The organism is Arthrobacter sp. JB02-1C (assembly GCF_057748045.1).
Genome location: NZ_CM173235.1, coordinates 1,404,367 through 1,426,407 on the forward strand (window position 1 = coordinate 1,404,367; position 22,041 = coordinate 1,426,407).

Consider the following 22,041-nt stretch of genomic DNA (forward strand, 5'->3'; position numbering starts at 1 on the left):
GCGTTGACGAATGACGAAGCCCTTTACCCTGACCCAGCTTCGGTATTTTGCGGTGGTAGCAGAGCTCGAAAACATGACGGCCGCAGCCCAGCGGCTGCTGGTCACCCAATCCACCCTCTCCACCGCGATGGCCCAGCTTGAAGCGAGCCTGGCCACGCAGTTATTTGTGCGGCTGCGAACCCGTGGCCTGCGGCTGACACCATCCGGCCGGCAGCTGGCCCGAGACATCAAGGTGTTGCTCGAACATGCCGATTCCCTGTACGAGTCGGCCCGGGGGCTTGCGACGAGCCTGGTTGGCGAGCTCAAAGTCGGCGTCTTTTCACCGCTGGCACCGTTCAGGCTGCCGGCGATTCTTCAGACCTTCCAGGGCCAGCATCCGGGAGTCGAAGTCTCCTTCCTCGAAGCTGACCTGGCGAGCCTGCAGGCCGCCCTGCTTGAAGGGCAGTGCGATGTGGCGCTGATGTACGGCCTCGGTTTAGGCCGGGGGTTTACCAGCACCGTGCTGGAACGGGTGCCGCCGCATGTGCTGGTCCACGCCGAGCACCCCGCGGCGTCCAGCCCTGAGCGGAGCATCGCGCTGAAGGATCTCGACGGCGAACCCGCGGTGGTGCTGGACCTGCCGCACAGCCGCGAATACTACGAGCAGCTCTACGCCAGCGCCGGGGTGACACCGAACGTGCGGCACCGATTCGCCGGCTATGAAACTGTCCGGTCCTTTGTCGCGAAGGGCCACGGGTACGCGATGCTCAACCAGCGGCTCCACAGCGACCTGACGTACTCCGGGGGGCGGGTTGTGGCGCTCACCCTGACCGACGATTTCCCCCCGATCGAAGTGATGCTGGTCCGGCCGGAGGGTGTCACACCCACCCGCCGGGCGCTCGCCTTCGAACAGACGTGCGTCCGACTTTATGGCGCGGCTCGGCACTAGCCGGACCACCGGGCCGGCAAATCAACAATTTCACATCGAGAGAATCGATCGATTCGTCAAAAACTATCAATTGGACAGATGTGAAGCGGATCACACACAGTTGCTGCAGTGCGGTGATGCCGGAATCCTTCCAGCGCATAAATCCCCGCCGCGACGCCTAGGCCGAATCCTTGAGCTTGAACGCGACGCTGATCAGAGGAGAATCAATGGTTCCGATTCACGGCCCATATGTCCGCGATGTATTCGGACCGGGGCACGCCGGCAACACCGCTGCAACAACGGCCGATTTCATTTCCCGGGGCCGTAACCTGGCACAGGGCTTCGGAAACATGGCACCCCTAGCGTGGCTGTCATGACGATCAACGACGCTAAGCACCAGCCGCCGCTCTCCGGGGCCGCGCTGACCGCAATTGCCCAGGAGCAGGCCTCCGCCCCCGAAACCTTCCGCGTCACCAAGATGCAGAAGCGGGTTCTGCTCGGGGGCAGCGTCGGCCAGTTCATCGAGTTCTACGACTTCACTCTTTACGGCCTCACCGCCGTCATCTTCTCTCAGCTGTTCTTCCCGGGCAGCAATCCCGTCACCGCCATGCTGGCGACTTTCGCGACCTTCGGCGTTGCATTCGTTGTCCGCCCCATTGGCGGGTTGTTCTTTGGCGCCCTCGGTGACCGGATCGGCCGACGCCAGGTCCTAACGATCACCCTGATCGCCATCGGCGGCGCAACCGCATTGATGGGGCTGCTTCCGACCTACGCTCAGATTGGCGCCTGGGCGCCCGTTCTGTTGGTCCTCTGCCGGCTCATCCAGGGATTTTCTGCCGGCGGTGAATCTGTGGGAGCGCCGTCGTTTGTCTTCGAGCATGCACCCGTCAAGAGCCGAGGGCTCTGGCTCAACATCACCATCGCCGCCACCGCGTTGCCATCAGTTGTAGCCGGAACGATGATCCTCATCCTCAGCCAGTCCATGCCGAACGAGGCCTTCACAGCGTGGGGCTGGCGCCTGCCGTTCCTTCTGGCCCTGCCGCTGGCCCTCTTCGGCGTTTGGATCCGCAGACGCACAGTGGAAAGCGACGTGTTCACCGAGGCCAAGGCGGCCCAGACCAAAGAATTCAGCCCGGTCCGGGAGGCCTTCCGCGAAAACCGGCTCCGCATGGTGCAGGTCATCTTCGTTATGGGCCTCACCGCGATGGGCTTCTACTTCCTCTCGGCCTATTTCGTGTCCTATGTACAAACCACCGGACACCTGAGCCGCGAACAATCGCTCCTGGCCAATGCGGCAGCCATGGCCCTCTACGCTGTCCTGCTTCCCGTGGGTGGCCGGCTCAGCGACCGGTTTGGCCGTAAACCGATGCTCATTGCAGGCTCCGCCGCGTTGGCACTGTTCTCCGTGCCAAGCTTCATGCTCGTGACGAGCGGCAGCCTGCTTCTCGCACTCCTGGGTCAGGCACTCTTTGTGGCCGCGCTCTGCATCTACGGCGGCGGCTGCTACACCTTCTTCGTCGAAATCTTCACCACCCGGACCCGCTTCACCTCCGCGGCCATCAGCTATAACGGCGCCTATGCGCTCTTCGGCGGCACCGCACCGTTCATCGGCACGGCCCTCGTCGGCGGCACCGGCGTGCCCCACGCCCCGGGCTTTTACATGGCGGCCGCCGCCCTCGTTGTGCTCCTCCTGGTGCTTTTCACCAGGGTTCCCGAAACCCGCGGGCGCATGGGCTAAACCGCAGCCTGTTCCCCGCCACCGCATCACACAAAGGACTTCCCGTGAACTCAGCAGCTTTCCTCCAAGACTTCCACCATGTCGCGACCATCGGTGCCACCTCCCACAGCGGCGTGGACCGCCAGGCTGCCACCGCGGAGGACGCGCAGACGCGCGACTGGTTCTCTACGTGGGTGCACGACGCCGGATGGGAACTTCGGGTGGACGGAATCGGCAACATGTTCGGGCTGCTGGAGTGGACACCGGGAGCGCCGTATGTGCTCATCGGCTCGCACCTGGACAGCCAGCCGCTTGGCGGCCGATTCGACGGGGCATATGGTGTCATCGCCGCGATGCACGCGGCCCGGCGGCTTGAGGCTGAAGTCGCGGAGGGTGGCGCGGCGCCCCGGTTCAACCTGGCGGTCGTGAACTGGTTCAACGAGGAGGGCGGGCGCTTCGCACCGAGCATTATGGGAAGCTCCGTCTTCGCCGGCCTGCTGTCGCGGGAACGCATGCTGGACGTCGCCGACCTCCAGGGCGTCACCGTCCGCGACGCGCTGGACGCCATCGGCTACCTCGGCGCAGCCGAGGGACCCGAGGTAGCCAGCTACGCCGAAATCCACATCGAGCAGGGCCGGATCCTGGAACGGGAGGGGACCACGATCGGCCTGGTCGACAGCAGTTGGTATACGCAGAAGCTGGACATCGAAGTGCTGGGCGAACAGTCGCACACCGGAGCCACCGCAATGGCAGACCGGCACGACGCCTTGGTTGCCGCGTCCAAGATCATCCTCATGGTCCATGACGTCACCGAGGATTTCGCGGAGGAGGCCCTCGTCTCATCCGTGGGCCAGCTGACCCTCGAACCGAACTCACCCATCGTCGTGGCGCGCAGAGTGCATCTGGTCGCAGACCTCCGCTCGGGTGATCCGGACATCGTCAAGGCAGCCCGCGCCAAGCTCATCGCGGACATCGACGCACTGGCCCGCACGCACGACATCAAAGTAAACGTCAAGGACTTTGACATCCGGCCCATCCGCCGCTTCCCCGAGGCCGGCTTGGAGCTCGCAGCCAAAGTGGCCGCCGACCTGGGCCTCTCCTCGCGGCGGATCCAGACCATGGCGGGCCACGATTCTGTTGCCATGAACACCGTGGCGCCCTCCGTCATGCTTTTCATCCCCAGTGTGGACGGTGTATCCCACTGTGAGCGCGAATTCACCACCGACGACGACATGGTGACCGGGGTGGACATGCTCACCGGGGTCGCCCGCCAGCTCGTCCGCGGGGCACTTGCCGAATCCTCCACCCTGACGGCGGCGGTTGTGGCATGACGGAACTGCACTACCTCGACGCCACGACGGCACTGAGGCTCTTCCGGACCAGGGAGCTATCACCCGTCGAACTGCTGGAAGCGGTGGCCGCGAGGGCGGAAGCTGTCAACGGGGGCATCAATGCCCTGACGGAAACCCTGTTCGAGGACGCGTTCCCTGCCGCCCGGCAGGCTGCCACCAGCTACGCCCGCGGCCGCAACCTGACGCCGCTGCTCGGGTTGCCGGTGGCGGCCAAGGAGAAACACGGGCTCAAAGGCCGCACACTCTCGCAGGGGCTCATCGCGCGGAAGGGGGATCGAGCCGAGGCAGACCACCCTGTCATCGAACGAATCCGACGTGCCGGCGGAATCATTCACGCACGCACCACAACGCCGGAATACAGTTGCGCCACGGTCACCCACAGCCCCTTGTGGGGCGTCACCCGCAACCCCTGGAATCCGCGGTACTCCCCGGGCGGCTCCTCGGGTGGTTCCGGGGCGGCCCTGGCCGCCGGACTGGCGCCGCTCGCCACGGCCTCCGACATCGCCGGCTCCACCCGGCTCCCGGCATCCTTCACGGGCACTGTCGGATACAAGGCGCCCTACGGACGGATTCCTGGCCTGGCGCCGCTATCCGCTGACCACTACCGCGGGGACGGCCCCATGGCACGGACCGTGGCGGACACGGCACTGCTGGCAAACGTCATGGCCGGACGGCATCCGGGGGACCACGCGTCACTTGACGGCGGACTGGCGCTTTCCGTGCCGAATGCCGGGGCGGAGGCGGTGGCCGGCCTGCGGATCGCGCTGTGCGTCCAGTTGGGGAATTACCCGGTCGCCGCGGACGTGGAGGCCAATACGAGAGCCGTGGCGTCCGCGCTCCGCTCCGGGGGCGCTGTCGTGGAGGAGATCCTCCTGCCCTGGAAAACGGAGGACATCAGCCGGACGATGTTTACGCATTTCGGCTACCTTCTGGGCCCGGCCATGGAAGACGAGACCGCAGATGCACCCGGGCTTCTTGCTGACTACACCCGGCGTTTTATGGCCGATGCGCGCAAGGCGGCCAGCGAGAACCGATTCCTGGACGGCATACGGGCCGAAACCCGGATCCAGGCCGAGCTTGCCGCCGCGATGGCCGGCTTCGACGCCCTGATCTGCCCGGCATCCGCCGTGGCTGCCCTGGACGCCGACGGCATGTACCTTGACGGGATCGAGGCCGGGGGCGGTGTGCGCCTTGGCCACTACTGGCAGGGGCACATGACGGCTCCGTTCAACATCGCCAACCGCTGCCCGGTACTCGCTGTGCCAAGCGGCATGGCAGACTGCGGTATCCCGACCGGGGTCCAGATCGTGGGCCATCCGTTCGACGACGCGACCGTTTTTGCGGTTGGCGCTGCCGTGGAGGAACTGCGTCCATGGGCGGCGCGCCACCCCAGCCTCCTTGGCAATCCGGAGGCGTCCTACTTGGGGTCGACCACGGCGCCCAGCGCCTGAAGGCCCGTCGACCCCTCGTCGTCCAGGTACTGCTCGAAATAGGACGCGATTGCATTGCGCGCGGAATCGCCGGCTGCGGCGCTATTGCCCTCCGCGATTGCGGCAAAGATGGCCCGGTCCCGTGCCAGTGAATCCTGCATGGCCCGGCTCTTGTTCGAGGCGCGGTCCATCCGGTCGTCCATGAGCTTGAGGATGGAGCCGGAAACCGCCTGGCCGCAGATCTGCAGCAGGGCGTTGTGGCTGGCGGCCCAAATGCTCGTGTGAAAGTCGAGATCGGCACGGTTGAAGCTGTCCGAGCCGTTCGCAACCTCGGCTTCCATCCGTCCAATCGCCTCGCGCATCGCACTGAGCTGCTCGGGGGTGTGGAGCGCGGCCGCGAGCTGGCAGGCCGAGCTTTCCAGCACGATGCGGAACTGGACAAGCTCCGAGAGTGAAAGTGACGCGACGCGGGCCATCGTGGTGAACGACCGGGACAGTGTCTCGGGCGAGGGTGCCAGAACCTCCGGTCCGCCTCGGCCGCCATGCTTGGAGGCGATCAGTCCCTGGGCTTGAAGAACACGGAGGGCCTCCCGGATTGTCGGTCGGCTAACGGAGAACTGCACCATGAGCTCGCGTTCACTGGCGAGCCGCTGGCCAGGTTTAATATCGCCGGCGACGATGGCCTGTTCTATCTGTTCCACGACCCGCTCGTAAGTCAGGACCGCAACGACAGGTGTGAATGTGACGTCGTTCATTTCAAATCCTTCGGCAGAGCCACCTCGGGTGCTGGCTTGGGGAAAGCATACGGCTCGCCCGGACCCAATTTGCGTATTTAACTCGTTAACATCATTCACTGGTCAGACCAGTAAACGAGTAGTAGGGTCGATCTAGTTTCATGTTAGGCAAGTCACACCAGTCTTTCCACCGCAGATACTGCCAAAGCTGAAGGAGTGCCCCTGTGCGCAGTTCGAAGCGTTTCAAAACGGCCGCCGCCGTCCTTGCGGCGGCCTCTCTGTCCCTGACGGCCTGTTCCGCAGGCTCCAGCGCCGGGTCGCCGAACAAGGCTGAGATGAAGACCGCGCTCACGGTTGCGCTGACTGGCGAGCCCAGCAACCTGGATTTCACTAAGACGGCCGGCGCCGCAATCCCGCAGGCGCTGATGGCGAACGTATACGAAGGCCTCGTAAAGATCGACCAGGAAGGCAAGATTCAACCGTCGCTGGCCGAGTCGTGGACGTTGAGCGAGGACCGCAAGAGCTACACCTTCAAGCTGCGCAAAGGTGTGAAATTCTCGAACGGAGAGGCCTTTACGGCTGAGGACGTCAAGTTCAGCTTGGAACGGGTCAAATCCTCGTGGGTCTCCAGCCTCAAGAAGAAGATGGACGTTGTGGACGCCGTCAACGTCGTCAGCGACACGGAGGTGACGGTAGTGCTGAGCAGGCCCAGCAACGCCTGGCTCTTCGATCTTGGGACGCCGGTGGGCGCCATGTTTGATCCCTCGGGAGTGGCAGACCTGGCCAACACTGCCATCGGGACCGGCCCGTTCACGATCGAGTCGTGGAAACGGGGAGAAGCGATCAAGATGGCCGCCAGGGAGGGTTACTGGGGGGCCGCTCCGAAGCTTAAGACAGTTACCCTGCGCTACTTCGCCGACGCCACGGCCACCACCAATGCGTTGCGCTCGGGCGACGTCGATGTCGTATACAACATGCAGGCCCCCGAGCTACTTCCCACTTTCAAACAGGACAAGTCCTTCCAGATCCTGGAGGGCACGTCCAACGGCAAGGTGGAGCTCACCATGAACAACAAGGTGGCACCGTTCAATGACGTGCGAGTCCGCCAAGCTGTCATGTACGCCATCGACCGAAAAGCCGTCCTTGATACCGCTTGGAGCGGATACGGCACGTTGCTGGGTGCCCCGGTCCCGCCGACCGACCCGTACTACGAGGATCACAACGGCGCGTACCCCTATGATCCGGCCAAGGCCAAGCAGTTGCTCAAGGATGCGGGTGCTGAAAATCTGAAGATCACATTCACAGTCCCCACCCGGCCCTACGCCAATGCGGTCTCCCAGATTGTTGTGTCACAGCTGGCCGATGTTGGGATCAACGCCAAGATCGAGACAGCGGAATTCCCCGCTGTGTGGCTCGACAAGGTCTTCACCAAGCACGAATACCAGATGTCGGTGGTGTTGGCGGTTGAAAGCCGGGATCTGCTGACCGTCTTCAACAACCCGGACTACTACATCGGCTATGACAATTCCAAGATCAAGGACGTCGCCGCAGCGGCGGACGCAGCGGATCAGGCCGGATATGTGGCCGGCATGAAACAGGTGGTCCGCACGATCACCGAGGACGCCCCCGCCAATGTCCTCTTCCTTTTCCCGAACCTGATTGTGGCCAAGGCAGATGTGACGGGCATCCCTGCCAATTCAGTCACCGAGGCACTGGATCTAACCGCAACCGGCTGGAAGTAAAAGGCCAGAACGTCCGCACCACGAGGTAGAGCTCTAGAAAGGGGGCCGGGATGGTCGTACGGCTGTTAGTTAACCTGAGCAGGTTCATCGTGACCTTCTTTGTGGCCACGGCGGCAGTATTCCTGCTCATGCGCGCCATCCCGGGAGACCCCGCGCAGATCGCCCTCGGCGTCAATGCCTCGCCCGAGCTTCTCGAGGAGACACGAAGGCAGCTAGGCACCGACAGGCCCTTGCCTGTCCAGTACATCGACTGGGTTACGGGCCTGCCGCAAGGCAACTTCGGCGTCTCCCTCGTTACCAGGCAAGATATCAGTCCGATGATCGCGGACCGCGTGCAGGTCAGCCTGATCCTCGTAATGCTGTCCATGATCGTGGCCCTGCTCATCGCGATTCCGTTCGGCACTCTGGCCGCTGTGCGTCACCGCCAACCAAGCGGTGTCATCATCAGCGGAATGAGCCAGCTGGGTGTTGCCATCCCGGGCTTCCTGGCTGGCATACTTCTCGTCGTCGTATTCGCCGTCGGGCTGGGTTGGCTCCCGTCAAACGGCTGGACCCCACCCGGCGAGGACTTTGGGGACTTCCTGCGTCGCCTCGTCCTTCCCGTTGCGGCGCTGGCTTCCGTGCAGGGAGCAATCCTGACCCGGTATGTACGGTCCGCCGTGCTGGAAGTCATGAGCGAGGACTATCTGCGCACGGCCCGGGCCAAGGGCCTTGGCCCGTTGGAGTCCCTGGTGCGCCACGGCCTTCGCAACGCCTCCATTCCGGTTTTGACCGTGACAAGCGTGCAATTGGCTGCGCTAATCGTCGGGGCCGTCGTCGTGGAACGCGTTTTCGTCATTCCCGGCCTGGGCTCCATGCTGCTGGACGCTGTAGGCAATCGTGACATGCTCACCGTTCAATCGGTTGTCATGGTGCTGGTGGCGATCACACTCATCATCAACCTTGTGGTCGATCTGCTCTATACAGTCCTTGACCCGCGAATTCGGAAGAAGGCTTAATGTCCAAGTTCACCGACTTTGCATCGCCGCCCGGCGAGTTCGATGCCGCCGTCAGACGCCCCCTACGGAAGCCCTCCGCCACTCTGGCCGTAGGCGCGGCGATAGTGGTCATTGTCGTGCTTGCCGCACTGATTTCCCTGTTCTGGACCCCATACGATCCGGTCAAAGCCTTTCCCACAGAGCGGCTGCAAGGCTCGAGCGGCCCGCACCTGATGGGTACTGACAGGTTCGGTCGCGACGTCTTCTCGGGCATTCTCTTCGGCGCTCGAATCACCCTCATGGTGGGACTCATCTCCGTGGGAATCGCCGTGCTGGTCGGCACACCGCTGGGTATCCTCGCCGGAATGCGCGGCGGCGCGACGGAGGAGGTTACGATGCGAGGGGCCGACATCCTGCTGGCCTTTCCAGCACTGTTGCTTGCTATCATGTTCGGCGCCGTCTTCGGTGCGAGCACGACGACGGCGATGGTCGCGATTGGCATCGGCTCGATCCCTGGCTTCGCCAGAGTGGCCCGCAGCGGCACCCTCCAGGTGATGAGCACCGAGTACGTCCTCGCGGCCAGGGCTTCAAGCCAAAGTGCCTTCCGCATCGCCCGACGCCATGTGCTCCCCAACATCGCGGGCATGGTTGTGGTGCAATGCTCGGTAACCTTTGCTCTCGCCGTCCTGGCCGAGGCCGCGCTCTCTTTCCTCGGTCTCGGCACACCACCCCCGGTGCCATCCTGGGGGCGCATGTTGCAGGAATCGCAGCAGTTTCTGGGCACTTTCCCGATGCTTGTTGTCTGGCCGGGCGCCGCGATTGCGGTCGCCGTACTCGGATTCAACCTGCTGGGCGACGGCCTGCGGGACCGCTTTGACCCGAAGCTGAATGGAGAGCGGTAAGCGTGCCCAACTCGAAACAACTAGATACCGGACCGCTTCTGCAGGTGAGCGGACTTAATATCACCACCAAGGACCTTTCCCTGGTGCAGGACTTCAACCTCACCATGGACCGCGGCGAGCGGGTAGGGCTTATCGGAGAATCAGGTTCCGGCAAGTCCATGACCACCACGGCCCTCATGGGGCTGCTGCCACCGGGCGTTAATGCAACTGGCTCCATCCGGCTCGCCGGGCGCGAGGAGGACCTGGTCACCGCCACGGACCGGCAGATGTGCCGGATCCGCGGGAACGACATGACGATGGTCTTTCAGGAGCCGCTCACGGCCCTGAATCCACTGATGAAGGTCGGCCCTCAAGTCGCCGAGGTCATGCTTAAGCACAAGACCGTGTCCGGTCGCCGCGAGGCCCGGGAAAAGGCGGTGCAGCTGCTCGCCAGCGTGAAGTTGCCGGACCCCGCCGAGGCGGCCAAGGCCTATCCCCACCAGCTCTCCGGCGGTCAGCGCCAACGCGTGATGCTGGCCATGGCACTTGCCAACGACCCCGGGCTGCTGCTTTGCGATGAGCCGACGACCGCCCTAGATGTCACGGTCCAACGGCAGGTGCTGGATCTGATTCTTGAATCTGTGCAGCAGCGCGGCACTGGCTTGCTATTCATCACCCACGATCTGTCCGTTGTTGCCAACGTCTGTGACCGGGTACTGGTCATGAACCGTGGCATCGTGGTGGAGGAGGGCTCCACTGAGGAGGTCTTTACCCGCCCCCAGCACCCCTACACGCGCGGGCTGCTCGCGGCGTCGGACCTGGACGCCTCTGATGAGAATGGACGGCTGTTCACGGTATCGTCGGCCGCGGCCTACGTTCCGCCGACCATCCAGGACGTACTGTCCACGGTTCCGCCGAGCGTATTGCGGCTCAAGGCCTCCACCACGACGGCCGAGCCTGCGGCCGAGGAGCCAGGGACCGGCGGGGAACCAGCGCTTTCTGGGAGCGCGAAGGCGGCTATCGAGCCCATGATCAGCGTCAAGAATCTGGTACGCAATTACGAGCGCGGCCGGACGTCCCTGTTCAAAAAGCCCGGTGAGGTGAAAGCGCTGCGTAGCATTTCCTTTGACGTGCAGGCGGGACAGCGTTTCGGGGTAGTCGGGGAGTCCGGCTCCGGCAAATCCACCTTGCTCAGAATCCTGGCCGGGCTGGACCAGCCGAGCGCAGGCAGTGTCCGCGTGGCCGGAAACGAAGTAGCGGGGGCCCGCGAGAACCAGCTCATCGGGCTGCGCCGCGAGCTCCAGATAGTGTTTCAGGATCCCATGGGGTCGCTCAACCCCCGGATGCGAGTTGAAGACATCATCGCGGAGCCGCTGCTGGCCCCGGGCAAACGTGTCGACGGCGCACTCCAGCGCAGACTCGTGCGGGAAATGCTCGCGGCAGTCGACTTGCCGGCCAATGCAGCGGAGAGGTTTCCCCATCAGTTCTCCGGCGGTCAGCGCCAGCGAATCTCGATCGCACGCGCGCTGATCTGCAAACCCCGGGTACTTGTCGCGGACGAACCCGTGAGCGCTCTGGACGTCTCTGTCCGCGCCCAAGTGCTGAACCTGCTCTCCGATCTGGTGGATCAGTACCAACTGACCCTGGTCTTTGTCTCCCACGACCTGGGCGTGGTCCGGCACATCTGCGACAACGTGGTGGTCATGCAGTCCGGGGAGATTGTGGAAACCGGCAGCACCGAACAGATCTACGAGCGGCCGCAGCACGATTACACCCGGACGCTGGTTGGTGCAACCATGTCCCTGCGAGCTGAAATGGCGGCCCGTGAAGCCGCCTTGCTTCACTAGATATTCCAGCACTGGCCGGGCTGATCCGCAGCAAACACCGCGCCGCGAACGACGTAAAGGAACCTACCATGGCCGCCACGCTTTCCACCGAAATCCATTTGCTCAGCGCCCGCGAACTCGGTGCGGCCTATGCGGCCAAAGATCTTTCTCCCGTGGAAGTCTGCACCGCAGTGATAAGCCGAATTGAGGAGCGGGAGCCGGTACTCAATGCCCTCTACGTGTTCAATCCTGAGGAAGCGCTGCGTGATGCACGGGCAAGCGAACATCGCTGGAGCGCGGGCCGCCCCCTGAGCCCGCTGGATGGCGTTCCCTCCACCGTCAAGGAAAATGTTGCCCGCGTAGGGGTGCCAATGCCCAGCGGCACCGCCCTGCCCGGTCCGCGTGTGCCAACCGCTAATGCGCCGATCACGGACCGCATTATTGAAAGTGGCGGCGTCATCATGGGTTCCACCACCATGCCTGACTGGGGCATGCTTTCCTCTGGCGTGTCGAGCCTGCACGGGGTGACACGCAGCGCCTGGAACCCTGCTTGGACGACCGGCGGCTCCAGTGCCGGCGCCGGCGCGGCCGCCGCGGCGGGATATGGCCCGCTGCACGTCGGAACGGATATCGGCGGGTCCATCCGGCTGCCCGGAACCTGGCAGGGTCTGGCCACCATTAAGCCCAGCGCCGGCCTGGTACCACTGGACACCCCATACGTCGGCCGGGCCGCAGGACCAATGGCCCGTACTGCAGCCGACGCTGCGCTCTTCATGAGCGTGCTGGCCCGGCCCGACATCCGCGATTATACGGCTCGCCCATATCCCCCGATGGAGTGGCTGGCCCCTGACGACGGGGTTGCCGGGGCCGCTATCAAGGGCATGAAAGTTGCCGTTCAGACCCAAGCCGGGGCGGGCTCCGACGCGGACCCAGAAGTTCTGGCGGCAGTGGAAGCCGTTGCGGAGGTCTTCGCCCTCGCCGGTGCGTCGGTTACCCGTCTGGGCCCGTTCATCAACCAGGAAATGCTCGACGGCCTCGACAACTTCTGGCGAACCCGTTCCTGGGCGGATTACAGCGCCCTTCCGCCAGATCATCAGGAATTGGTGCTGCCTTACATAGTCCGGTGGTGCTCCCGTGGGGCCAGCTTCGATGGCGCTGCGACCATACGGCACTTCAACTGCATCGACCAGATGCAGAAGGCGACCATCGGCGCCACAGCAGCGTTCGACGTCGTGCTCTCTCCCGTAGCGCCGATGGCAGCTTTCGCCGCCGAGCAACCCATGCCGGTCGACGATCCGGACAGCACTATGGCGCACATCGCCTTCACCGTGCCGTTCAATATGTCGGGGCAGCCCGCCGCCACGGTGAACTGCGGCTTCACCTCCGACGGGCGCCCGATCGGGGTGCAGATGGCGGGCCCGGTGGGTGCAGATGCCCAGATCCTGCGCGCCGCGGCGTGGTATGAATCCGTGCGCCCGGCTTCAGCTGTGCCGATCTGGGCGGCGCTGGACTAGCCGGTTGCAGTAGACGGCGCGCCGAAGGATGCCAGCGCGGCAAGGGCCGCACGGTCATCTTCTTCGAGCAGGTCGCCGTAGTATTCGAAGAGGCTGCTGCGCGCGAGATACTCCGCGCGGTGCGCGTCTCGATCGCGGATCGCGGCGAAGACGTCCGCGTGATGGGACAGAGTGCGCAACATTAGTTCGTCGTCGTCGCCACTGCCGCGGATGGAACTTTCGATGAGCGTTTCTATGGAGTCCCGGACCGCCCCGGCGGAAACCTTGATCATGGCATTGCCGCTGGCCCACGCCACCACGTCATGGAAATCGAGGTCAGCCCGGCTAAATTGGTGCCGTCCCAGGGCCATGCTGTGGCGCATTCGGGCCATGGCCTTTTCCAGCTTGAGCAGATCGGCCTCGCTGCGGCGCGAGGCAGCCAGCGAATTGGCGGCAGACTCAAGCGTCATTCGGTAAATAAGCAAATCGGCCAGGCTGCTGCTGGATGAGACCGTCAGCCGGGTCATGAGTTTGCTGAGCGGGGCCGCGGTAGGAGCCAGGATGACCGCCCCGCGCGGGTCGCCGGGCCGGGAGGCGATGAGCCCGCCACTTTCCAACACGCGCATGGCCTCCCGCACCGAGGACCGTCCCACCTCAAAACGCGTGACCAACTCCCGTTCGCCGGGAAGTCGGTCGCCAGCCTTCAGCTCGCCGCGTAGTACTGCCTGTTCAATGTGATCGACGACCGCTTCGAAGGCACGTTTAGCGCGCGGTACAGCTGGAATAGCATCGGCCATGGTCTCTCCCCCTTAGCTGGTGCGCACAATCTCCTAGTGACATTCTAGAAGGTGGTTCCCCGGCTGCGATCATCCGTGCCGGCCCGCGGGCGGCCGGACCCGTCCGGCTACGCGCCGGGCGGATCGAAACGGCCATCGATGGCGGTCCAGCCGCCGTCGACCGTGAGAACCGAACCGGTGACGAAGCTGGAGGCGCCGGAGGCGAGGTAGACAACGGCGCCGGCCAATTCCTCGGGCCGGGACCAGCGGCCCAATGCGCTCTTGCTCGCGTAGGCGTCATACCATTCTGAGTTGTTCTTGATCTGGGCTGTCAGCGGAGTCTCAACGACCCCTGGGGAAATGGCATTTATGCGCACACCGGACCGGCCATACTCGGCTGCGGCGGTCCGCAGGAGCTGTACCAGACCGGCTTTGGTGGCTGCGTAGGCGCCCTGTCCCGGTTCCACGGTGACGGCGCGGATGGAGGCAAACCCGATGATGCTGCCGCCGCCGTTTGCGGCCATCGCGGGGGCAAATGACTGGATGACGCTGAATGAGGCCCGCAAGTTCAGATTCACTACGCGGTCAAACTCTTCCAGCGTGTAGTCCGCGATGCGCTTGCGGACATTAGTTGCCGCGGTGAAAACGAGCGCGGCGATATCACCGAACTGCAGTGCCGCCGCGCGCACGGCCTCATGGTCCAGCACGTCCAGGGTGATGGCGCTGGCGCCGTCCCCGATCATGGCCGCGGTCTCGGCCGCTGTCGTGCTGTCGCGGTCCGCGCAGATGACGGCTGCGCCGTGCGCGCCGAGCGCCAGCGCGGACTCTCGGCCGATGCCGCTGCCGCTGCCGATTACCATAACGCGGCGTCCATCAAGGTGGAAAAGCTGACTGTAGTCCAAGGCGCGGCTCTCTTCGCTGAGTTGGGTCAATTGGGACTCGCACCGTCGGCAAACCGTGTCGGCGGCCTGCCACGGCGGCTACGGGCGGATCATGGCCATTCGGGTCACGGTGAACTCCTCAATGGCGAAGCGCGGACCCTCACGGCCAATGCCTGAGTCCTTCACGCCGCCGTACGGCATGATGTCCGAGCGGAAGCCGGGGATCTCGTTGACCACGACGCCGCCGACGTCCAGCTGGTTGATAGCGTCGAACGCCAACTCAAGGGACTTGGTGTAGATGGCGGCCTGAAGCCCGTAGCGGGATCTGTTGACCTGCTCGATTGCGGACGCCACGTCGGGCACGCGCCGAAGGCAGACCACGGGGCCGAAAACTTCTTCGCACCAAAGCTCCGCGTCGTCGGGGAGTTCGGCTATCACGGTGGGGGCGATGCTGCGCCCGATGAGGATGCCGCCACTGAGCAGGCGCGCCCCGCCGGCGACGGCGTCGTCTATCCAGCCTGTAATCCGGCGGGAGGACGTTTCGTTGATGACGGGGGCGACACGGGTTCCTTCCTCCCGGGGGTCGCCGACGCGCACTTCTCCCAGCCGGGCCAGCAGTGCCTGCTCAAACTCTTCAGCGATGGTTTCAACCAGGACCACGCGCTGCACTGAGATGCACGCCTGGCCGTTGGCGTAGAAACCGCCGCGGATCACCGCATCGACGGCGTCAGCAATTACTGCGTCGTCGGCGACGATGAGAGCGGCATTGGAACCGAGCTCCAAAACGGTCTTGCGCGGTGCGGCATCGCGGGCTATCTGGTGGCCCACAGCGGCGGAGCCGGTAAATGAGACGACCGCCGTGCGCGGATCGGCGACGAGGCTGGCCCCCACCTCGACGCCGCCAGTGACAAGCTGCACCGCGGCGGCGGACACTCCGTGGGCGGTCAGGACCCCGCGTATCAGGTCCACGGCCCAGAGCGAGGCCAGCGGCGTGTTCGGGGCAGGCTTGATGATGATCGGGCAGCCAGCGGCGAGCGCGGGAGCCAGCTTGTGGCTCGCGAGCAGCAGCGGGTAGTTGAAGCCCGTGACGCCGACGACGACTCCGGCCGGCCGGCGCGTCCAGAAGCCAAACATGCCCTCGCCGAGCGGTTGCAGATCCAGCGAGACGGTTTCACCGTGTGTGTGTGCGACCTCCTCCGCGCTGGCGGCCCAGGTGGTCAGCGCCCTTGCCAGCTCCGTGTTGCAGTCGACGCGCGGCTTGCCGGTTTCCAGGATCAGCAGGTCGATGAGCTCGGGGCCGTGAGTGGCCAAGGCATCGTGGATCGCCAGCAGGAGGGCACGCCGGGCGCCGGTGCTCAACGCCGCCACTTCGCCCCGCACTGCATCGGCTGCATCCATGGCGCGCCGCGCGTGATCGACATTGCCCACGGGGGCATCCGCCACCAGGGAACCGTCATAAGGGAAAACGACCTTCTGATAGTCCGTGCAGGCGGCCCATTCATTGCCGATTGGGAGGCCGGTCGGATAGGGGGCCGTGAAGGTGGACATGGTGCCCGCTTCCCGCCGCGAGCGGCTGCTTGGTGGTCTGACCAGTAACAAACTTAGACTAGACATGGCCGGGGCTCGCGGTCAACGATTCGGACGAAAATTTGCCCGGAAGGGCCTATATTCTGGGCCACTATTGACAATCGGGGATGTTGAGCGGCAAAGTCTCAAGCACTAAACAGAACGGGATCCCAATTGATTGGGGTGTCCATTTACTGTCCGGATCGGAGGACACCACCGGTGTCGGCCGGAGCGCAATCGGTGAGCACGAAGGGAAAGGGGCTATGCAGATGGTCCAGTCGGCGCCCTGGCGAAGTGCCGTGCCGCTCGTCGAGGAAACGGCCGCCTTGCTGCGGGAGCGCATCTTCGAAGGTCGCTACACGCCGGGCGCGCGGCTACCCCAGGCGGAGCTCTCAGCAGAGCTCAGCCTGAGCCGTACACCTCTGCGGGAGGCCCTGCGATTGCTGGAAGAACAGGGGCTGGTCCATACCGACGCCCGCGGCGGAGCCCGAGTGGCGACGATGGGGCCAGAGGAGTTGCTTGCCGCCCTGGAATTTCGCGAGGCTGTGGAGGGACTGGCCGCCCGGCTCGCCTGCGCTCGCTTTGCCGCTCTACGTCGGGGCTCGTCGGCTGAGCCGCTCGCCTTGGTAGAGCTGCGCGAACTTGCCGACGCGGAGACCCGGGAACTGCTGCCAGGACGGGAGAGGCGCTTCGCGCAGCTCAGTGGAAGATTCCATGAGGGCCTGTTGCGGGCCTCGGGCAACGGCTTCGTGCAGCGGCAGAGCGGTCTCATCCGCCTGACCGAACAACTCTTCAGGTCGCCGCTGCTCTCAACACCTGGCGCCGTGGCCGCCGCCCATGCGGGGCATGCCGCCCTCGTCGTCGCGCTGGAACTTGGAAACGCGGACGACGCCGAACAGTTGGCCCGCACCCGACTGCGCGCCGCTGCAGCCCTGATCCGCCAGGGCATGACCTCATCCAAATCATCAGATCCAGGAGCCCCATGAGTCCCCACAAGATAGCCGTCATCCGCGGAGACGGAATCGGTCCGGAGGTAATCGAGGCCTCGCTGAAGGTCCTTGACGCAGCCGAATCGACCTTTGGTTTCAGCACCGAACGGATGGAAGTGGATGCCGGTGCCACGCACTACCTGCGCACCTCAGAACTGTGGACCCCCGAGCTGGAGCTGCGGCTTCGCGGCCAGGACGCAATCCTCTTCGGCGCGATGGGGGACCCTGCGGTGCCCCCAGGAATTTTGGAACGGGGTTTCATTCTGGAGATGCGCCGGACTTTCCAACAGGCGGTAAACCTGAGGCCTGTGAAGCTCTATCCAGGCGTCAAGACGCCCATCTCCGGGCTCACGCCCGAACGATGCGACATGATTATCGTGCGGGAAAATACCGAAGGCGCCTACGTGGGTCGGGGCTCCACAGTCCATGCCGGGACGCCTTACGCCGTGGCCGTGCAGGAGTCAGTCAATACGCGGGTCGGCGTGGAGCGGGTGGTGGACTTTTCCTTCCGGCTCGCCCAGAGACGACGAGGTAAGTTAACTCTCTGCCACAAGACAAACATTCTGGTCGAAGCCGGCAGGCTCTGGCAGGATACGGCCATCGATCTCAGCAAGCGGTATCCCGACGTCGAGCTGGACTATGTACACGTGGATGCCATGTGCTTCCACCTTCCACTCTCACCCGAACGCTTCGACGTCGTCGTGACCGACAATCTGTTTGGCGACATCATCACGGACCTCGGCGCCGTCGTTCAGGGCGGCCTTGGCGTTGCCTCGAGCGCGAACCTGAATCTGGATGGGTCCGCGCCCAGCATGTTCGAGGCCATTCACGGGTCCGCCCCTGATATTGCCGGTAGGGGATGGGCCAACCCGATCGGCTCCATCCTCTCCACTGCCTTAATGTTGGCACATCTTGGAGAGGCTGCAGCAGCCCTCGCTATCGAGGCCGCCGCCGTCCACGTGCTGGCCCAGCTCCCCGCACCCTCCGGCCCGGGGATGGGACGTTCCACGTCGGAATTGGGTCTGGAGATAGCGGCACTTGTGGGCGCCAAGGGATCCGTGCCAGCAGTGCCTGGGCGGTCCCTCATGTCTGACTTGGCAGGAATTCGAAATTGGAACGTCCCTCGTTTTGCTCGGGGTACCTCATCGGAGCGTCAGGCGCCCGAATTGCACTTCACGCCACTAACGGACTGAAAGCCAGGGTTTCTGGTCGCGCGGACGTCGCGTTTGGCGCCGGGAGCGGCGATAGCGAAGCGCTTCTGCTGTCCCGCGACTCACATTCCCGCGGCCGGCGCTCCTGCCGGCATTCCTGTGAGTATTCCGCAACGGCGAGACGAGTAAGGCGCTGCCCTGCCACCCTGCGGCCATAAGGCCAGGGCTTCCGTCTTGCCAATGACATAGATGAGTGTAAATATTCATGCATGTCTATGTCTTTGGAGCTGACCCCGGTACAGACGCTCGCCTGCTGTTCCCCGCTGGCCCGGGAGCCCTTGTCCGAGAACGAGGCGGCACGGATCGCTCCGCTGTTGAAGGCGCTGGCCGATCCGGTCCGGTTGCGGCTGATGTCCCTGGTCGCCTCGCACGAGGGTGGCGAGGCGTGCGTCTGCGACCTGAATGATGCCTTTGACCTGTCCCAGCCCACGATCAGCCACCACCTGAAGCTCTTGCACGAGGTCGGTTTGCTGGACCGGGAGAAGCGCGGTGTCTGGGTCTACTACCGTGCGCGAACGGAGGCGCTGCAGAACCTGGCGGCCCTGATCGGGGGACAGGGGCAGTGAGCCAACTGGCACGCCGGGCGATGGCCGAGTTCATTGGCACCGCGTTCCTGGTCATGGCCGTCGTCGGCTCAGGTGTTATGGCCTCGCGGCTGTCCCCGGACGACGTCGGGCTGCAGCTGTTGCAGAACAGCCTCGCCACCGGCGCTGCACTGGTGGCACTGATCTTGGCTTTGCAGCCGGTCTCGGCATCCTTCAATCCTGTCGTGACCCTGGTCGAGAAGGCCCTGGGCATGCTCGACACCAGGACTGCCTTGGGCCTGATCGCAAGCCAGATCTTTGGCGGACTGGCCGGTAGCGTGCTGGCGCACCTGATGTTCGGCCTGGGCGCGGTGACGTTCTCCACTCATGAGCGCACCGGGACCGGTATGTGGCTTGGGGAGGCCATTGCCACGGTCGGGCTGCTGCTCATCGTGTTCGGTGCGGTCCGCTCCGGCAGGGCGGACCGGGTGGCGTTCGCCGTCGGCGGCTACATCACCGCTGCTTACTGGTTCACGAGCTCCACCAGCTTCGCCAACCCCGCCGTGACGATCGCCCGGACCATCACGGACACGTTCGCCGGGATCGCACCGTCATCGGCTCCGGGTTTCATCTTCGCCCAGCTGGTCGGCGGCGCCGCCGGCTTCTTCCTGATCCGCTTCCTCTACCCAACCCTCATTGCTTCCGCGGACCTCGCGGCTGATCGAAAGGTGCTCTCATGAGCCAAAAACCCTCCGTCCTGTTTGTCTGCGTCCACAACGCCGGGCGCTCCCAGATGGCCGCCGCGTTCCTCACCACCCTCGGCAGGGGGGCCATCGAGGTCCGCTCCGCCGGGTCGCAGCCGGCGGAGCAGGTCAACCCGGCCGCCGTGGAGGCCATGGCCGAGGTCGGCATCGACATGTCCGCCGAGATCCCCAAAGTCCTCACCAGCGAGGCCGTGAAGGACTCCGACGTCGTGATCACCATGGGCTGCGGCGACGAGTGCCCCTACTTCCCGGGTAAACGCTACGAGGACTGGGTCCTGGAAGATCCGGCCGGCAAGGGCGTCGACTCCGTCCGGCCCATCCGGGACGAGATCAGGACCCGAGTGGAGGCCCTGATTGCCTCGCTGCTCCCGGCCAAGGCATAACCGCGCCCGCCGACGATGACTGAAATGAGGACAGCAATGGCATCGGTGGAATCCCTGCCGGTTGTGGTGATCGGCGCCGGGCCCGTCGGCCTGGCCGCGGCAGCGCACCTGCTCGAACGCGGGCTGGAGCCGCTTGTCCTCGAAGCGGGCTCCACGGTCGGTGCCGCCGTCAGGGCGTGGGGCCACGTCCGGGTGTTCTCCAGCTGGCAGTACAACCTCGACGCCGCCGCCGTCAGGTTGCTCGAACGCGCCGGCTGGGAAGCGCCCCGCCCGACCGCACTGCCCTACGGAAACCAGATCGTCGCCGACTACCTCGAGCCCCTGGCGGCAACACCCGAACTCAGGGGCAGGATCCGCACGGGGTCCCGGGTCATTGCAGTCACCCGGCAGGGCATGGACAAGGGCCGTAGCCTGGGCCGCGACCAGACCCCATTCCTGCTGCGGATCCGGCACGCCAACGGCGACATTGTTGAACTCGTGGCCCGGGCCGTCATCGACGCCTCCGGCACCTGGACCGCCCCGGCACCTGTTGGTTCATCCGGGCTGGTTGCCCCCGGAGAAGCCGAAGCGCGGGCCGCCGGGCTGATCACCGGCCCGTTGCCCGACGTATCCGACGACGGGTTCGCCGGCCGCCGCACCCTGGTCATCGGCTCCGGCCATTCCGCCGCCAACATGGTCCTGGACCTGGCCCGCCTCGCCCGGGCCAACCCCGGAACCGAAGTTCTCTGGGCAATCCGCGCCGACACCCCGTCCCGCGCCTACGGTGGCGGGGCCGCAGACCAACTGCCCGCGCGCGGCCAGCTCGGCTCCCGCCTGCGTACCGCCGTCGACACTGGAGCCGTCCGGCTCCTGACCAGCTTCCACACCACCCACATCGAAACCCACATCGAAACCGGCGGCAAAACAGTCTCGGTCCGGGCCAGTGACGGCCGCAGCGTCGAGGTTGACCGGGTCATCCCCGCCACCGGGTTCCGCCCGGACCTGGCCATCCTTTCGGAGCTTCGGCTGGACCTTGATCCCGCCGTCGATGCGCCCAAGGCCCTGGGCCCGCTGATCGATCCGGACGTCCACAGCTGCGGCACCGTCCCGGCGCACGGCGCCAGGATCCTTGCCCAGCCGGAGAAAGACTTCTATCTGGCCGGCATGAAGTCCTACGGCCGGGCGCCCACCTTCCTCATGGCTACCGGCTACGAACAGGTCCGCTCCATCGCAGCCGCCCTGGCCGGAGACACCGAAGCCGCAGACGCCGTCGAACTCGAACTCCCCGAAACCGGTGCCTGCTCGACTGTCATCCCCAACGACCCCGCGGAGCAATCCTGCTGCGGAACTCCTGCATGAGCAAACAGGAGAACTTATCGCCAGCGGATCCCGTGCGCGCTGACCTGCTTTGGATCGCCGCTGACTTCAGCAGCATCGTCTCTGGCGCCTCGGCCCTCGAGCTCGACCGCCCGTCTAACGGGACGCGTTGGACGAACCGGCAGCTGCTCTTCCACATGGTCCTTGGGCAGAACATCACGCTTTCGGCCATACCGCTCCTCGGCCTGTTCTCCCGCCTGCCCCCAGCTGCGTCACGCAACTGGGGCCGGCTGCTCGAGTCATGCGCTAAACCCTATAACTGGGTCAACTGGGCGGGCAGCGCAGCGGCCGGCCAAGTCCTCACACCGCGCAGCATGCTGCGGATGATGGACCGGAACACTCGGACAATCGTGACCTGGTATGACCGTGCAGATGGGGAAGCGCTCGGGCGGGGCATGACGATGCCGCCCTCCTGGGATCCGTACTTCGCTCCGTGGATGAGTCGACGGGACATTCTCCGCTGGGCACCGAGGCACTACCGCCACCACCGGGCACAGCTGACCCTGACAAACCTCCGGCCCTGAGAACTGTC

Annotated in this window: 20 protein-coding genes; 16 read left to right on the forward strand and 4 right to left on the reverse strand. The window is 64.8% G+C overall.

The window, feature by feature from the left end; translation table 11 throughout:
• Positions 1 to 10 precede the first annotated feature (10 nt).
• The 4 genes from AC3ANP_RS06625 (at position 11) to AC3ANP_RS06640 (ending at position 5,427) form a co-directional block, all read left to right on the forward strand.
• Complete coding sequence (locus AC3ANP_RS06625) at positions 11 to 928, forward strand: LysR family transcriptional regulator (RefSeq protein WP_488332534.1); 918 nt, start codon at positions 11 to 13, stop codon at positions 926 to 928.
• Positions 929 to 1,280: 352 nt separating this feature from the next.
• Entirely contained in the window at positions 1,281 to 2,645 is a 1,365-nt protein-coding gene (locus AC3ANP_RS06630; protein WP_488332535.1) for an MFS transporter, read from the forward strand.
• A gap of 44 nt (positions 2,646 to 2,689) precedes the next feature.
• Positions 2,690 to 3,955: a M20 family metallo-hydrolase gene (locus AC3ANP_RS06635; RefSeq protein ID WP_488332536.1), complete on the forward strand. Its 1,266-nt coding sequence runs from the start codon at positions 2,690 to 2,692 to the stop codon at positions 3,953 to 3,955.
• Positions 3,952 to 5,427 (forward strand): amidase, encoded by a 1,476-nt coding sequence (locus AC3ANP_RS06640; protein ID WP_488332537.1) that lies wholly within the window; start codon positions 3,952 to 3,954, stop codon positions 5,425 to 5,427. The genes AC3ANP_RS06635 and AC3ANP_RS06640 overlap by 4 nt, the downstream gene beginning before the upstream one ends.
• Here the strand turns inward: AC3ANP_RS06640 and AC3ANP_RS06645 are convergent.
• Positions 5,394 to 6,161, reverse strand: a complete 768-nt coding sequence (locus AC3ANP_RS06645; protein WP_488332538.1) for a FadR/GntR family transcriptional regulator — start codon at positions 6,159 to 6,161, stop codon at positions 5,394 to 5,396. The two genes, AC3ANP_RS06640 and AC3ANP_RS06645, sit on opposite strands and share 34 nt — an antisense overlap.
• A gap of 314 nt (positions 6,162 to 6,475) precedes the next feature.
• Here AC3ANP_RS06645 and AC3ANP_RS06650 point away from each other — a divergent pair, with 314 nt between their 5' ends.
• The 5 genes from AC3ANP_RS06650 (at position 6,476) to AC3ANP_RS06670 (ending at position 13,080) form a co-directional block, all read left to right on the forward strand.
• Positions 6,476 to 7,882 (forward strand): ABC transporter substrate-binding protein, encoded by a 1,407-nt coding sequence (locus AC3ANP_RS06650; protein WP_488332539.1) that lies wholly within the window; start codon positions 6,476 to 6,478, stop codon positions 7,880 to 7,882.
• A gap of 50 nt (positions 7,883 to 7,932) precedes the next feature.
• Positions 7,933 to 8,880, forward strand: coding sequence for an ABC transporter permease (locus AC3ANP_RS06655; RefSeq protein WP_488332540.1), 948 nt, complete (start codon positions 7,933 to 7,935; stop codon positions 8,878 to 8,880).
• On the forward strand, positions 8,880 to 9,761 hold the full coding sequence (locus tag AC3ANP_RS06660) for an ABC transporter permease (protein ID WP_488332541.1): 882 nt from the start codon (positions 8,880 to 8,882) through the stop codon (positions 9,759 to 9,761). Before AC3ANP_RS06655 ends, AC3ANP_RS06660 begins: the two co-directional genes overlap by 1 nt.
• 44 nt (positions 9,762 to 9,805) lie before the next feature.
• The gene (locus AC3ANP_RS06665) at positions 9,806 to 11,587 is read left to right on the forward strand and encodes a dipeptide ABC transporter ATP-binding protein (RefSeq protein ID WP_488332542.1); all 1,782 of its coding nucleotides are present in this window, start codon (positions 9,806 to 9,808) and stop codon (positions 11,585 to 11,587) included.
• Positions 11,588 to 11,655: 68 nt separating this feature from the next.
• A complete protein-coding gene (locus AC3ANP_RS06670; protein WP_488332543.1) occupies positions 11,656 to 13,080 on the forward strand; it encodes an amidase in 1,425 nt (474 codons plus the stop codon).
• On the opposite strand, the gene AC3ANP_RS06675 is transcribed toward AC3ANP_RS06670, so the two are convergent.
• From AC3ANP_RS06675 to AC3ANP_RS06685, 3 genes are all read right to left on the reverse strand, one after another.
• Complete coding sequence (locus tag AC3ANP_RS06675) at positions 13,077 to 13,856, reverse strand: FadR/GntR family transcriptional regulator (RefSeq protein WP_488332544.1); 780 nt, start codon at positions 13,854 to 13,856, stop codon at positions 13,077 to 13,079. The two genes, AC3ANP_RS06670 and AC3ANP_RS06675, sit on opposite strands and share 4 nt — an antisense overlap.
• A 107-nt stretch (positions 13,857 to 13,963) precedes the next feature.
• Positions 13,964 to 14,695: an SDR family NAD(P)-dependent oxidoreductase gene (locus tag AC3ANP_RS06680; RefSeq protein WP_488332545.1), complete on the reverse strand. Its 732-nt coding sequence runs from the start codon at positions 14,693 to 14,695 to the stop codon at positions 13,964 to 13,966.
• A 120-nt stretch (positions 14,696 to 14,815) separates the two neighbouring features.
• A complete protein-coding gene (locus tag AC3ANP_RS06685; RefSeq protein WP_488332546.1) occupies positions 14,816 to 16,264 on the reverse strand; it encodes an aldehyde dehydrogenase family protein in 1,449 nt (482 codons plus the stop codon).
• A 146-nt stretch (positions 16,265 to 16,410) separates the two neighbouring features.
• On the opposite strand from AC3ANP_RS06685, the gene AC3ANP_RS06690 reads away from it, so the two are divergent.
• The 7 genes from AC3ANP_RS06690 (at position 16,411) to AC3ANP_RS06720 (ending at position 22,033) form a co-directional block, all read left to right on the forward strand.
• Complete coding sequence (locus AC3ANP_RS06690) at positions 16,411 to 17,268, forward strand: GntR family transcriptional regulator (protein WP_488332547.1); 858 nt, start codon at positions 16,411 to 16,413, stop codon at positions 17,266 to 17,268.
• Positions 17,265 to 18,464: a 3-isopropylmalate dehydrogenase gene (locus tag AC3ANP_RS06695; RefSeq protein ID WP_488332548.1), complete on the forward strand. Its 1,200-nt coding sequence runs from the start codon at positions 17,265 to 17,267 to the stop codon at positions 18,462 to 18,464. Before AC3ANP_RS06690 ends, AC3ANP_RS06695 begins: the two co-directional genes overlap by 4 nt.
• A 233-nt stretch (positions 18,465 to 18,697) precedes the next feature.
• Positions 18,698 to 19,048 carry a metalloregulator ArsR/SmtB family transcription factor gene (locus AC3ANP_RS06700; protein ID WP_488332991.1) on the forward strand — a complete coding sequence of 117 codons (351 nt, stop codon included), beginning with the start codon at positions 18,698 to 18,700 and terminating at the stop codon, positions 19,046 to 19,048.
• Complete coding sequence (locus AC3ANP_RS06705) at positions 19,045 to 19,746, forward strand: aquaporin (RefSeq protein WP_488332549.1); 702 nt, start codon at positions 19,045 to 19,047, stop codon at positions 19,744 to 19,746. Before AC3ANP_RS06700 ends, AC3ANP_RS06705 begins: the two co-directional genes overlap by 4 nt.
• Positions 19,743 to 20,153: an arsenate reductase ArsC gene (locus tag AC3ANP_RS06710; protein ID WP_488332550.1), complete on the forward strand. Its 411-nt coding sequence runs from the start codon at positions 19,743 to 19,745 to the stop codon at positions 20,151 to 20,153. The genes AC3ANP_RS06705 and AC3ANP_RS06710 overlap by 4 nt, the downstream gene beginning before the upstream one ends.
• Positions 20,154 to 20,177: 24 nt before the next feature.
• Positions 20,178 to 21,491 (forward strand): FAD-dependent oxidoreductase, encoded by a 1,314-nt coding sequence (locus tag AC3ANP_RS06715; protein ID WP_488332551.1) that lies wholly within the window; start codon positions 20,178 to 20,180, stop codon positions 21,489 to 21,491.
• Entirely contained in the window at positions 21,488 to 22,033 is a 546-nt protein-coding gene (locus AC3ANP_RS06720; protein WP_488332552.1) for a DinB family protein, read from the forward strand. Before AC3ANP_RS06715 ends, AC3ANP_RS06720 begins: the two co-directional genes overlap by 4 nt.
• Positions 22,034 to 22,041: the final 8 nt, after the last annotated feature.